Origin of the sequence: Phytohabitans rumicis (assembly GCF_011764445.1) — a bacterium.
GTDB classification, from domain to species: Bacteria; Actinomycetota; Actinomycetes; order Mycobacteriales; family Micromonosporaceae; genus Phytohabitans; species Phytohabitans rumicis.
In genome coordinates, this window is record NZ_BLPG01000001.1 from 1,217,203 (window position 1) to 1,230,081 (window position 12,879).

At 68.9% G+C, this 12,879-nt stretch carries 12 protein-coding genes and 3 pseudogenes; 7 read left to right on the forward strand and 8 right to left on the reverse strand.

Annotation, left to right across the window (positions count from 1 at the left end; translation table 11 throughout):
* Window positions 1-15 precede the first annotated feature (15 nt).
* On the forward strand, window positions 16-240 hold the full coding sequence (locus Prum_RS05080) for a hypothetical protein (protein ID WP_173074391.1): 225 nt from the start codon (window positions 16-18) through the stop codon (window positions 238-240).
* Here the strand turns inward: Prum_RS05080 and Prum_RS05085 are convergent.
* From Prum_RS05085 to Prum_RS05095, 4 genes are all read right to left on the reverse strand, one after another.
* The gene (locus Prum_RS05085; RefSeq protein WP_173074393.1) at window positions 227-1,243 is read right to left on the reverse strand and encodes a lysylphosphatidylglycerol synthase transmembrane domain-containing protein; all 1,017 of its coding nucleotides are present in this window, start codon (window positions 1,241-1,243) and stop codon (window positions 227-229) included. The genes Prum_RS05080 and Prum_RS05085 overlap by 14 nt on opposite strands.
* Window positions 1,244-1,342: 99 nt before the next feature.
* Complete coding sequence (locus Prum_RS05090) at window positions 1,343-2,206, reverse strand: SDR family NAD(P)-dependent oxidoreductase (RefSeq protein ID WP_173074395.1); 864 nt, start codon at window positions 2,204-2,206, stop codon at window positions 1,343-1,345.
* A gap of 99 nt (window positions 2,207-2,305) precedes the next feature.
* Window positions 2,306-2,431 carry a hypothetical protein gene (locus Prum_RS53560; RefSeq protein WP_281368841.1) on the reverse strand — a complete coding sequence of 42 codons (126 nt, stop codon included), beginning with the start codon at window positions 2,429-2,431 and terminating at the stop codon, window positions 2,306-2,308.
* Entirely contained in the window at window positions 2,428-3,048 is a 621-nt protein-coding gene (locus Prum_RS05095; protein WP_246277653.1) for an SDR family NAD(P)-dependent oxidoreductase, read from the reverse strand. Before Prum_RS05095 ends, Prum_RS53560 begins: the two co-directional genes overlap by 4 nt.
* 110 nt (window positions 3,049-3,158) lie before the next feature.
* Here Prum_RS05095 and Prum_RS05100 point away from each other — a divergent pair, with 110 nt between their 5' ends.
* The 3 genes and pseudogenes from Prum_RS05100 to Prum_RS05110 all read left to right on the forward strand — a co-directional run bounded on the left by Prum_RS05100 (window position 3,159) and on the right by Prum_RS05110 (window position 6,571).
* On the forward strand, window positions 3,159-4,055 hold the full coding sequence (locus Prum_RS05100; protein WP_173074397.1) for a LysR family transcriptional regulator: 897 nt from the start codon (window positions 3,159-3,161) through the stop codon (window positions 4,053-4,055).
* Window positions 4,056-4,551: 496 nt separating this feature from the next.
* Window positions 4,552-4,749 (forward strand): annotated as a pseudogene (locus Prum_RS05105) (VOC family protein); the annotation flags it as partial.
* 475 nt (window positions 4,750-5,224) lie between these two features.
* On the forward strand, window positions 5,225-6,571 hold the full coding sequence (locus Prum_RS05110) for an extracellular catalytic domain type 1 short-chain-length polyhydroxyalkanoate depolymerase (protein WP_371871187.1): 1,347 nt from the start codon (window positions 5,225-5,227) through the stop codon (window positions 6,569-6,571).
* Window positions 6,572-6,622: 51 nt separating this feature from the next.
* On the opposite strand, the gene Prum_RS05115 is transcribed toward Prum_RS05110, so the two are convergent.
* Genes Prum_RS05115 through Prum_RS05125 form a run of 3 tightly spaced genes read right to left on the reverse strand, consistent with a single transcriptional unit; the run spans window position 6,623 to window position 10,279 of the window.
* Window positions 6,623-7,450, reverse strand: a complete 828-nt coding sequence (locus Prum_RS05115; RefSeq protein WP_218577071.1) for a PaaX family transcriptional regulator — start codon at window positions 7,448-7,450, stop codon at window positions 6,623-6,625.
* Window positions 7,451-7,494: 44 nt separating this feature from the next.
* Complete coding sequence (locus tag Prum_RS05120; protein WP_173074403.1) at window positions 7,495-8,901, reverse strand: carboxylesterase/lipase family protein; 1,407 nt, start codon at window positions 8,899-8,901, stop codon at window positions 7,495-7,497.
* A gap of 13 nt (window positions 8,902-8,914) precedes the next feature.
* Window positions 8,915-10,279: an alpha/beta hydrolase gene (locus Prum_RS05125; RefSeq protein ID WP_173074405.1), complete on the reverse strand. Its 1,365-nt coding sequence runs from the start codon at window positions 10,277-10,279 to the stop codon at window positions 8,915-8,917.
* Window positions 10,280-10,980: 701 nt separating this feature from the next.
* On the opposite strand from Prum_RS05125, the pseudogene Prum_RS54895 reads away from it, so the two are divergent.
* The 3 genes and pseudogenes from Prum_RS54895 to Prum_RS05135 form a co-directional block, all read left to right on the forward strand.
* A pseudogene (locus Prum_RS54895) lies at window positions 10,981-11,151 on the forward strand (jacalin-like lectin); the annotation flags it as partial.
* Between the two features lie 122 nt (window positions 11,152-11,273).
* Window positions 11,274-11,348 (forward strand): annotated as a pseudogene (locus Prum_RS54900) (hypothetical protein); the annotation flags it as partial.
* A gap of 105 nt (window positions 11,349-11,453) precedes the next feature.
* Window positions 11,454-11,765, forward strand: a complete 312-nt coding sequence (locus Prum_RS05135) for an RICIN domain-containing protein (protein WP_246277655.1) — start codon at window positions 11,454-11,456, stop codon at window positions 11,763-11,765.
* A 27-nt stretch (window positions 11,766-11,792) separates the two neighbouring features.
* Here the strand turns inward: Prum_RS05135 and Prum_RS05140 are convergent, their stop codons facing one another.
* A complete protein-coding gene (locus tag Prum_RS05140) occupies window positions 11,793-12,815 on the reverse strand; it encodes a LacI family DNA-binding transcriptional regulator (RefSeq protein WP_173074407.1) in 1,023 nt (340 codons plus the stop codon).
* Window positions 12,816-12,879 lie beyond the last annotated feature (64 nt).

The following is a 12,879-nucleotide window of genomic DNA, read 5'->3' on the forward strand; positions in this document are numbered from 1 at the left end:
CAGTAGTGCGCCGGGATGAACCCTATCAAGGAACCCTTCGATCGCATGCTCCCACTGCGCTGCTCTCTCCATGGCGATCAGGTGCCCAGAATCGATCTCGACACTGTGGGCGCCGCGTATGTTGGCGATCAGCTCAGCCGGGTGCGATGGCGCGACCAAGACGTCAGCCGTGGTGACGTCAAGAGCTTTGAGCCACCGCACGGCGAGAGCGAAGAGGTCGTTGTGGTCAGCGACGGATGACGGTCCAGGTGATCCAGCCCGCGCTGATGATGACACCGAGGCTGATGATTCGGTACAGCACGACGGTGGCGAAGGCGGTGTCGGTGTCGATGCCACCGGCGGCCAGGCCGAGGATGAGCGCGCTGTCGATGACGCCGAGGCCGCCCGGGACGATGGTGATGCTGGCGGCGGCGTAGCCGGCGCAGAACGCCAACAGGAGTCGAGTGGTGCTGATGTCGGCGTTGCTGACGGCGTGCAGGCAAAGCCAGAGGCAGGCGGCGTCGAGGAGCCAGTTGAGCAGGGCGTAGGTGGTGGCACCGGCGGCGTGACCCGGCGGGAGGCGGGCGGCGCCGAGTTGTCTGGCGAAGCCGATGATTCGGTCCAGTCCGTCGGCGGCGGGTCGGTGCCGGAGCCGGTTGAGACGGGCCAGCACGGCGTGTACCGCTGATTCGACCGCTCGGGGATGGCGGGTGAGCCTGCGGATGCCGCCGGTGAGCAGCAGCGCGACCACTGCCAGACCGATGAGGGTGTGCCATGGGGGCGCGCCCTGGGTGGCGAGCGCGCTGGCCGTGGTGATGACGGCCAGCGCGCCGGCAGAGAGGATGCCGGACAGGGCGATGCACCAGGACGCGACGGCGGGGGAAGCGCCGAAGCGGCGCATCTGCTGGTAGTTGAAACGGGTGGAGAACGCCGGGCCGCCGGGCAGAGTGACGCTGAGCGAGTGCGCGGCGTAGGCGAGCGCCGCATGCCGGTAGATCGAAACCCGGACGCCGGCTGAGCGCAGCAGTCGGCGTTGCATCCGGGCGTAGGCGGCCATCGCGGCGAGTTCGGCGATCAGCGCCGCGGCGAGCCAGCCGGGCCGCGGCGCGCGGAGCTGATTGAGTGCCGTGGTCAACGAGGGCCAGGCATATATCAATTCGATGGCGAACAGGGTCAACAGCAGCGATGCGGCGAGCGGGCGTATCCAGCGGCGGTGGCCGTGTTTCGAATGGGTTGCCGCATCGGTGGTAGCGCTAGGTTTCACGGGTATGGTTTTCGTTCTGGTCGACGGGTTCGGGCAGGTCGGGGCTCCCGACGGCCGGTCGGGCAGACCGGCCGTCGGTATTGCCGGCGAAAGCTGTTCTCAGGCCTGCGGGTTCGCGCCCGCTTGGTCGAGGTTGCCGTGTGCCTCGGTCGAGAGGTCCTGCCCGTCGGCCCAGGTCTTGAGCCGGTCGGCGTAGACCTGCTCGATCATCTGGTGGAAGCCCTGTCCGAAGAGCACCCGCAGTGGCGGCTCGTCCGAGTCGACAATCTTGAGCAGTGTCTGGGCCGCGGCGACCGGGTCACCGGCGGGCTTGCTGCCCGTCATCTGGCCGAGGCGCTGGCGCAGACCGTCGTATGCGGGGTTGAGCTGGGCCATGTGGCCGTTGTCGAGCGGGTTCGGGTTCTTGCCCTTTCTGGTGGCGAAGCCGGCGGGTTCGATCAGGGTCACCTTGATGCCGAAGTCGGCGACCTCGCGGGCGAGGGTTTCATTCAACGCTTCCGCGCTCCACTTGGAGATGTGGTACGCGCCGCCGAGTGGCATCGCGATCAGGCCGGCGACCGAGGACAGCTGGACGAAGTGCCCTGAGCCCTGCTCGCGCAGGTAGGGCAGCGCCGCCTGAATCACCCACACGGCGCCGAACACGTTGGTCTCGAACTGGTCGCGCAGCTCCCGCTCGGACAGCTCCTCGATCGCGCCGACCTGGGCGTAGCCGGCGTTGTTGACGATGACGTCGAGGCGGCCGAAGTGTTCCCTGGCCCGCTGCACGCTGTCGAAGACGGCGGCCTTGTCGGTCACGTCCATCTCGAGCGGAAGGACCGCGTCGCCGTATCCGGCGACCAGGTCGTCGAAGCTTGCCGTGCTGCGGGCGGTCGCGGCCACTTTGTCGCCGCGGGACAGGGCGGCCTCGACGAAGTTGCGGCCCAGGCCGCGCGACGAACCGGTGATGAACCAGACCTTGCCCATGATGTAGCTCCGTTCGTTGGTGGTTGGTTGTTTGGACACGAGATGGCGGCGATCGGACCGCTGTGACAGTGCGCCCGCGTGAGCTGTGCCAGGCGCCGGTCACCAGGCAACGGGTCCTAGGCGGTCGACGAAGACGCCGGTCGGCCCGTCGGGGCCGAGGATCGCGAGCCCGATGATCGAGTCGGTGCCCTCGGTGACGGTCAGTTGGCCGGTGTGGTGGTTCATGTCGGTGGCGGCGAACTTGCGGTTGGCGACCTCTCCGGGGTGGCGATGTTGAACTTGATCTCTGGGAGCGCCTGGGCGTACCGGATGGTGATCATGTTCAGTGCCGCTTTCGACGAGCTGTAGGCCAGCTCGTGCATCTTCGAGACCGGCTGCTGCGGATCGGTCACAACCGCGAACGAGCCGCCACCGCTGGAGACCATCACGACCCGCGGGTGCCGCGCCGCCCGCAGCAGGGGAAGGAACGCATGCGTGACTCTGATCGGCCCGTACACGTTGGTGTCGTAGACGGCATGCACCTCCTCGGCAGTCGCGTCCGCGGGCGCGACGATGTTTCCCGGCGCGCCGGCATTGTTGATCAGTACGTCCAGCCGGTCGGTGTGCTCCCGAACGAGGCGTACGGCGCCGGCCACCGACTCGTCCGAGGTCACGTCCAGCGGCACCAGGACCACGTCCGCGCCACCGGCTGCCAGCTTGTCGGCTGCCGCCCGTCCTCGACCCTCGTCGCGCGAGCCGAGGAAGACCGTCCAGCCCTGCTTGCCGAGCCGACGGGCCGCCTCGAAGCCAAGTCCCTTGTTGGCTCCGGTGATCACCACCGAGGTCTGTTCCGAGTCGGTCATGTCCTTGAGTTCCCTTCGTCTGTGGTGCCCGCACAGCGTCCGTCGCGGTCGGGCTGTGGATCAACGGCGACCTCGGCAACGACTCTTTAGCCGCAGTTGATAATGGAAGCGTGGAGTTGCGCGACATCGAGATCTTCCTGACCCTCGCCGAGGAACTGCACTTCGGCAGGACCGCCGATCGGCTGCGGCTGACCACCGCTCGGGTCAGTCAGTCCATTCGCAAGCAGGAACGGCTCATCGGCGCGCCGCTGTTCGACCGCACCACGCGCGCGGTTCGCCTGACGCCACTCGGCGAGCAGTTCCGCACCGACCTCAAGGCCGCATACGGCCAACTCCGGGCCGCGATCGAGGTCGCGACCACGACCGCTCGCGGCGCCACCACCCTCACCTTGGGCGTCTTCGGGTCCCAAACCTACGAACTGGTCCGGGTCATCGACCGGTTCCGCGCCCGCAACCCGCGCTGCGACCTGCTGTTCCGTGAGGTGCACTTCAGCGACCCGTTCGGAGCGCTGCGAGCCGGTCAGGTTGACCTGCAAACCTGCTGGCTGCCGGTACGGGAACCGGACCTCACCGTCGGACCAACGGTGATTACCGACCCACTCCTGTTGATGGTCGCCAGCACCCACCCACTCGCCACCCGGGCGTCGGTGCTCCTGGAAGACCTCGGAGACTGCGTCCTGCCCCAGATCGCCGGCTCGGTGCCCGCCTACTGGGAAGCCGCGGTACTCCCGTCCCACACACCGAGCGGGCGTCCGATACCGCGCGGCCCGCAGGTCGCCACCTTTCAAGAGATTCAGGCGGTCGTCGTCGCCGACCAAGCCGTCTGTGTCGTGTTCGCCGAGGCGAGCCGCTACTACCAGCGACCCGGCATCGTCTACCTGCCCATCCGGGATGCGCCGCTGGGCCACTGGGCCCTCGTCTGGCGCACGGCAACCGAGTCGCCACTCGTGCGCGCCTTCGCCGACGCCGCACGCGATCTCGACGGCGCGGGCGCCACGTCAGCGTGATCACTGGGTGGTCCGACGAGAGGCGTGGCAATGCGCGCGCGACGAACGCCGACCGCGATGAGGTGCTGCGGCTGGCTCGCGGAGGCCGGCGACGCAGGGTGGTTCTTGTGCAGCGCGGTCGGGCTGGTGCCCTGGTAGCCGCTGTCGCCGATCATCCCTAGTCCGTCGGGGCGAGGGGTCAGCAAAGATGACCTATCGGACTCGGCCGCCGCGTCCAATCAGGACACTCTCAGACCCGTCGCGGCACCCACCGACGTCACTCCGCATCACATCTGCGAGCGTCGACTTAGTTTTTGAATTGCCCTCCTGATCAGCGACACCGCGGGGCAGGTCACTGCATCCGGGCCCAGCTCATCGGCTATCCGTGCGCCAAGCTCCGCCGGGCAGATCTGCGAGGAGCGGTTCTTGGTTCACCGGGGTTTGCCCCTGACGACATGCGCCAAGATGTCTGATTGTTCCGATATAACCCCGAGGGGAAGTCGGCGAACCAAGACCCGGTCGCCGGATCCACCTCGACGTCATGCCTACGGACCGAACGCGTGACGAGGAGGTCGAGCGGCTGAAGGAGCTCGGTGAGACCGAGTACAAGGATCACCGCAAGCCCGACCGGACGGGGTGGGTGACGATGGCGAACCCGGAGGGCAACGTGTTCTGCGTCGAGCGCAGCGCCGCCGAGCGCGCGCCTGGGGCCTGAGTCTGGATGCAGTGCGGCCCTTTTCCTGCACTCCATGTTGGTATCGCTGTACGGCCTTCGTCTCGATGGTGTGCGTTCGAATCCCAGGCGGTCCCGTACAAACATGGGACGCAGCGTGACCAGCGACGGCACGCGCTACTGGCCTGCCTGACCTTCGCCACCTGTATCGGCGGCCTCCTTTCGCGACGTCCCATCACCATGCAGGTGGCCAAGGGTTCGGGCCGATGCGGGCCGGGCTCTGCACGGCGCCCTGCACCTTGACCATTCCTCGTCGTATCGACGCGGGTCAGCCCTCTTTCATCTTCTCTACGCCCAGACGGTGGCCGGTGCCTTGTGGACGACGTTGACACGGTGGGCCGGGCGCTTTGTACCCGGCCCACCGTCGTTGCGGAGCCGACGAAAGCTAGGCCACTCTATTGACGGACGTCACGATTTTACCTAACGTTTTCAGCGATGTTCTTCGATGGAGGTGCTCATGAATCGAATGAAGACCGCGATCGCGGCCGTCGCCAGCGGCGTGCTGGCCGCGGCCGCCGCGGTCGTCTTGTCCACACCGGCATCCGCCGCGTCGTTGGTGGAGGTGACGAGCTTCGGCGACAACCCGGGCGGGATGCGCATGCACATCTACGTCCCAGACTCCCGCCCGGCCAACCCGGCGATCGTGGTCGCGATGCACGGCTGCAGCGGCTCCGGACCAGGCTTCTACCAGCAGAGCGAGTTCGCCCGCCTCGCCGACCAGTACGGGTACATCGTCATCTACCCCAGCGCCATGCAAGAGGCCGGCTTCGGCAGGTGCTTCGACACCTGGTCCGACGCGGCCAAACGCCACGGCGGAGGCAGCGACCCAGTCTCGATCGTCTCCATGGTCAACTACGCCAACCGTCAGTACGGCGGCGACCTGAACCGCGTCTACGCGACCGGCAGCTCCTCCGGCGGCATGATGACCCAACACATGCTCGCCGTCTACCCGGAGGTGTTCAAAGCCGGCGCGTCCTTTATGGGCGTACCCTTCGGCTGCTTCGCCAACGCCGCCGACTACCCACCAAGCACCAGCCAATGCACCACCGGCCAGGTGGATCGCACCCCGCAACAATGGGGTGACCTGGTCCGCGCCGCCTACCCCGCATACAGCGGAGTACGACCGCGGGCGCAACTGTGGCACGGCACCGCCGACAACCTCGTACCGTACTCGCGGCTGAACGAGTCGATCGAACAGTGGACCAACGTGTTCGGCCTCGGCCAGACACCAACCGCCAGCGACACCCCGCAAACCAACTGGAACCGCCGCCGCTACGCCAACAGCTCCAGCACCGTGCAGGTCGAGGCGTACGCCATCCAGGGCGCCGGGCACAGCCTGCCGGCAAGCGGCATGGCGCTCGCCGCCCTCCAGTTCTTCGGAATCACCTCGACGCCGCCCACGACACCCACGACGCCCCCACCCACCGCCACGACACCCACCACACCACCCACCAGCACGCCGCCCACCACCTCTCCCCCGCCCGCCGGCACGGGGTGCCGGGTCGCCTACACCGCCAACAGCTGGAACACCGGCTTCACCGCCACCGTCGCCATCACCAACAACGGCAGCTCGGCAATCAACGGCTGGACCCTCCAGTGGACGTGGTCGGGCAACCAGCAGGTGACCAATGCCTGGAGCGCCACCGTCGCGCAGTCCGGCAACCAGGTGACCGCCCGAAACGCCGCCTGGAACGGCACGATCGCCGCTGGCGGCAGCGTCAGCTTCGGCTTCCAGGCCACCTACAGCGGCGCCAACAACGCGCCGACCCAGTTCACCCTCAACGGCACGGCTTGCGCCAGCTGAGCAGTGCCCCGCCGGGGTGGGTGGCAGCTGCCCGCCCACCCACCCCGGCCCTTACCGTGGGATCTCGACGGCGTCGACCACCTCGTCGAGAATCGTTTCGGCGCGCATGCTGAGCTGGTTGTGGCGGCGCCGGAAGGCCTTCTCAGCGGCGACCGCGGGCCAGTCGGGTGGCAGGTGTCGCAGCGGTATCCGGGGATCGTCGCGCAGGACCAGCAGCCACTCGCTGACCAGCCAGAGCAGCCGTGCCAGGTCGTCGGGGGCGGCCGGCAGCGGGCGCGGGGTGCCCCAGCGGTGCAGGAACTGCTGGTAGCGTCCGGCGATCGCGGACAGGTCGTAGGCGTCACGAACCATCTGTCCGACAGCTGCCGGGTCCGCCGGCTCGGCGTAGAAGACCTGGACATCGTCGTGCAACTGCCCGTTCGGCAATGGGGCGGCGATGTCGACCCGGCCCGGCGCGATCCACATCCCGCTGCGCAGCAGGCCGAAGCCGGCCCAGCGCAGCCGCGATCGGAGCAGATGGCGCTCGTCGCGGCGGGACTCAGGCAGCGAGAACCCGAGCAGGGTCCAGCGTCCGTCCGCGTCCCGGTTGACCGCTCCGGCACGCCACAGTCGGTGCTCGCCTTCCGCCAGGACCGCTTCGGCCCGCGGCGTCAGCCCGAAGTACATCTTCCGGCCGCGGGGGTGGCGGGCCAGCAGACCGTGGTTCACCATCCGGGTCAATGTGGACCGGGTCGCCTGTTCCGAGATGCCGAGTCGCTCCATCACGGCGATGTAGCTGCCGGAAAAAACGGCGATGTCGCGACCGAGCACCGCCTTGCCGAGGAAGGTCAGCAGGAGGGTCTGCGGTCGCACGCCAGTTGGTGGACCGGGCGCTGCCACCGGCCCAGGATAGGGTATCGATGTTGGGCGCTATGTTTTTGACCTCATGGCGGCCAGAAGGCACATTGGTGTTCGGCGACGAACTGTGCGTCGGACATAGGACGGCTTTCCCCGCCGGCCCGTAGCGACATGGACTCTCCGGGATGGTCGTACCGCGGCCACCACGCCAGCCCGCGGGCGTTTGGCGTGCCGTACCGGGCGAACGCGGCCCAGTAGCGCTTCATGTCCGTGGCCAGTTGTCGTTCCGCGGCGTCGAAGGTGGGAGCGATGGGAACGCCGTTGTCGAAGCTGGGGAACAGGTACGCGAGCTCCGCGGCATGTCCGGCCCCCCACATATAACCGGGAATCGGGGTCAGCCCGGGACCGGTCCGGTGCGCGAACTCGTACGCCCAGGTGGGCTGCCGGGTGGCGTCGATGAACCCTTGGGCGAAGGTGCGGCCCTCGTCGCGATTGGCACCGATGACGATCGGAACGCGGGCGAACTGCCCGGAGGCGACCGCCTCGGCCGGATCGGCCGGCAGGGTGGGTGTTTCCCGGACGAAGCCGAACCGGCCAGCCGGTGTGTCGATGAGCCGGGCGACCTCCGTCCGCCGCAGGCAGTCGACCGCGGTCGCCGCGGCGCCGCAGCCGACCGCCGGCGCGAAGGAGGTGCCGGCCGTCTCAGCCTCCTGCTGGGTGCGGCTGATACACGATCCGCTCTGGATCATCGCTTTGCTGAGCAGGCCGCGTGATCCCGGGGCGACCAGGTGCGCGCACACCGACCAGCCGCCCGCGGACTCGCCGCCGACCGTAACCCGCCGGGGGTCCCCGCCGAACGCGGCGATGTTCCGCGTGATCCAACCAAGGGCGGCCTGTTGGTCCATCAACCCGTAGTTGCCCGACTCGCCGGCCTCGGCGGTCAGACCGGCGTGTCCAAGGAACCCCAGCACGCCGAGGCGGTAGTTGAAGGACACACCGACGACGCCGGTACGCCGAACGATCGCGGCCATGTCGGCCTGGTTGGCACTGCCGTTGACCAACCCGCCGCCGTGGATGAACACGTAGACAGGCCGACGGTCGCTGGGCTTGAGGCCGGTGGGACGTTGCACGTTGACGAACAGGCAGTCCTCGGCCTCCGTCCGCGGCCCGTTCGAGCTGGCCGCGGCTGCGCACCGGTCACCGTACGCGGTCGCCTCGGCCACACCACCCCAGGGTGCGGCCGGATGAGGGGGACGCCAGCGCAGGACGCCGACGGGCGCGGCGGCGTACCGGATGCCGAGGAAGCTGTCGACGCCGTCGGCCCGCACACCCCTGACGTCGCCCTTGTCGGTGCGCACCACGAGGCCGCTCTTGTGATCGCCACGGTTGGCCGCGGCGGCGGCGGCGCCGCCCGAGGCCGCCGTTGCGGCCCCGGGCGGGGTACCGAGCACGCCGGCCAGCACCGCGCCGGCCAGGCACACGAATGGACGCATGGCGGCTCCTGGCCTAGCGGTACCGCGGTGGTGCGGGGCGGTCGCCGAGGAACTCCGGCACGCGGAACCTGATGAAGGCGGCCGAGCCGAGCCCTAGCGAGTCGGCGAGGGCCTGCATCCGGTGCGGTTCAGCTAGTCCGTCCCAGCGTCCGGTCTGGATGCGATTTTCCATGGTGACCACCGCCGCGACCAGTTCAGCGGTCGTGAAGGTGCAGTGCCCGGCGTGCTCGGCGTACGCCTGCCGCAGCAGCGCGGCGGAGCGGCTGTCGTGGACGTCCTCGGCGTACTCCTCCTCGTGCTGCACCGGGACGAGGCCGTCGTCGGTGGTATGCAGCGTGAGGACCGGCATGTCCAACCGTCCGGTCAGCGTGGAGTTGCGCATCCAGCGGTACGCCGCGGGATCGGCCGTCACGGTGGCCGTATGCGTCAGCAGCTTCAGATCCGCGCGCAGATCGATACCGGCCCGCCGATAAATCTGCGCCACCTCTGCAAGGCGACCCGACTCGGCCAGTTGCCGACCGTAGTCGACGCCTTTGTTCCAGGTCGGGTTGCCGCCGGCGCTGCGCTCCATGTCGGAGCGGCCCGCCACGATGAACGGCAGGATCGTACGCAGGTTCTGGTACTGGCCCGCCACCTGCGCCTCGATGTCACCGGGTGCCGGCTTCGGCTGCCCGGGCACCCACGTCGGCTCCTGGTACAGGGCCGTGATCAGGGCGACCCGGGCACGCCCGGCCGGGCTGGCCTGCGCCTGATCCAAGGCGGCCACCATCCGACCCGCGGTGGCGAATGCCTCAGCGGTATCGGTGAAGCGAACGAGCTTCACCTGCTCCCCCGCGAGCAGCAGTTGCGCGACCGCGTGCGACCCGTCCAGCTGGTAGTTGTGCAGGTCGATCCCGCCGCCCATCAGGCCGCAGGTGGCGATCGCGCCGTCGAGCCACCGGCCGCCGCGTTCGGCGAGCTGTCCGGTGATCATGCCGCCGAACGAGGTGCCGAGCGCGATGGCGCGGCGTGGCTGGCCGATCAGCGCGGTGACCGCCCGCAGCGTGTCGAGCCCGTCGCTGGCGGCGGTGTCGGTGACCCATCCCGAGCGGGAGTACGACGAGCCGGCCAGCGCGTAACCGCGAGCCAGCAGGGCCTCGGCCGCGGCCGGACCAGGGCTGTTGACGGGCGGGTTGTTCGGGGTGGGGTTGTAGCCGTGGCTGTAGAGCAGGAGCGTGCCGTTCCAGTTCGCCGGCACGTCGGCGATCCATGTCGCGCCGTTCGGCAGGGTCCCGTCGTACCTGGTCGCGGGCGCGGCCTGCACTGTGGTGGGTGCCAACGCCAGCGCGGCCAGCGAGACGATCGTGATTGTGGCGAGCAGCCGTCGAATAGTCCTCATGATGCGCTGCCTCCGTGGGGGTATGGCGAGCGGCCTCGGTGGAGACTGTCAATAGATTCGGAAACTAGACACCTTCCGGGCGTCCGTCAAGCGAAACGGCAAACATTGTCGACGACCTTCGGGCGCCAAACAGTACGAGCTAACCCGATTTAGCCTCATGCGGCTCCGGACAACCCGCCCAGTCAAGCCCTGGCAACGGGGCGAGGTGCACCTGTAACGCGAAATTCTTTCGCAATATCCTTCCGTTCGGGCATCACGAGCGCTTACAGTCTCGGCCAGCATCGATGTGCCAACCGCCGTCCATGCGCTGACTCGTACCCACCGCGTACGCCCGGATGGGCGTTCAGCAGCGTAGAGAAGGGCCGGCCCATGCGGCGAGGACTGGCTGGTGCCGTGGGGGCGATGCTCGCCTCCGTCGCGGTCGTGGTACTGCCGCCGGCGTCAGCGGCGGACTCCGGCACGTTCAGCGTCCTGACGCACAACATCGCGGGGCTGCCGGAGCTCCTGTCCAGCGCCGCGACCGACCGCGAGTCCGCGACCACGGCGATCGGACAACGGCTGGGGCCGTACGACGTGATCAACGTGCAGGAGGAGTTCAACTACCACGCCTACCTCTACGCGGCGGACAACCACCCGTACCGCACCCCGACCAGCGGCGGAGTCCCCTTCGGCAGCGGACTCAACACGCTGTCCAACCACCCATGCGGGTGCGCCTCGCCGAGGGCGTCTACGTCGACTTCTACAACCTGCACGCCGACGCGGGCAGCGACAGCGGCGACCTGTCGGCCCGGGCCGCCAACTTCGCTCAGCTCAGCTCGTTCATCTCCAGCCACTCGGCCGGCAACGCGGTGGTGGTGATGGGCGACACCAACACCCGCTACACCCGCGCCACCGACGGCACCACGATCCGCGATTTCGCCTCCGCCAACGGCCTGACGGACGTATGGGTGGAGCTCACCCGCGGCGGCAACGCCCCCGCCGAAGGTAGCGACGCCTGGGGCGTACCCTCGCCGGCGGCACCACCACCTCGGACTGCACCACCCGTACCGCGCCCGCCGGCTGGCAGATCGCCGGCTTCCACGGCCGCTCCGGCACCGAGGTCGACAAGGTCGGCTTCATCTACACACCGAACGACGTCATGCTCGTCAACCGGGCAAGCGGCAAATGCCTGGACGTGAGCGACTGGTCGACCGCGGACGGCGCCAACGTCCAGCTCTGGAGCTGCCACGGCGGAGCCAACCAGCGCTGGCGGATCGAGCCGCTCGCCGACGGCACCGCCCGGATCGTCAACCAGCACAGCAACAAGCCGCTCGACGTGAACGCCTGCGGCACCGCCGACGGGACCAACCTCCAGCAGTACGGCTGGTGGGACAACCCGTGCCAGCGCTGGTCGGTCCTCCCGACGGACAGCGGTTGGGTGCGGCTGGAGAATCCCAACAGCGGCAAGGTCGCCGACGTGGCGGACTGCGCGACAAGGCGTCGGTGAGTCCTTCGGTGGCCGCGCCCGAGCCGGTCACGCCGGCGGGGCGATGGATTTGCGCCGACGCAGCGGCATGGAAACGAGGCATGGTGCGGCGGTGTGGCTGTCGAGGAGCAGCTCGATCGCTCGGCGCCCCATCTGCTCGTGCGGGAGGGCGGCGGTGGTCAAGCCGGGCCGCAGCCAGGCCGCGATCGGGTCGTCGTCGAACGCGACGACCGAAATGTCGTCCGGCACGCGGAGGCCCGCGTCGGCGATTGCCTGGTAGGCGCCGAAGGCGAGCCGGTCGTTCATGCAAATGACGGCGGTGGGCCTGGTCGGCTTGCGCAGCAGCGCGCGGATGGCGCGATATCCGAACTCGGGTAGCCATTCCTGGCAGAAGGCCTCGGCGGCGACTGTCGTGCCCGCCTCGGCGAGGGTGGCACGGATGCCGCGCATGCGGGCCTCGGCAGCGAGGGATACCTCGGGGTTGCGTTCCTTGAGCCGGTTGCGGCCGATCACCGCGATCTGGTCGTGATGGCCCTGCTCGAGCAGCGCGGTGGTGACGGTCCGGCCGGCCTGTTCGTCGTCCGGGAGCACGCACGGCACGTTCTCCGGGCCGGTCGCGTTGAGCAGGACCGCCGGGCCGGTCAGCAGGGCGGGCGGCACCGTCAACCGGCGGGACTGCATCGCGGCGTAGATGACACCGTCGACCTGCCGGTCCAGCATCGCCTCGATGGCGAACTGCTCGAATGCCGCATCGCCCTGTGTCTCGGCGATGAGCAGGACGTGGTCTCGCTCGCGGGCGGCGTCCAGCGCACCACGGATCAGCCCGCTGGCGAACCGGGTGGTGGCGACGATGTCGGACACGAATGCGATGGTGGCGGTCTTGCGGGTACGCAGGCTCCGCGCGGCGATGTTGGGCCGGTAGCCGAGTTCCTCGGCCGCTTTGAAGACCCGCTGGTGCGCCTCGGCCGACAACCGGGTGCCCTCCCGGCCGTTGAGCACCATCGACGCGGCCGTCTTGGACAGCCCGGCGCGGCGCGCCACGTCCGCCAGGGTCACTCTGTCGCGGCCCATCGGTCCTCCGTGGCGGTCGGGATATCGCTTTCCGACCATCATGCCCGCCGCGACACCGGCTGCG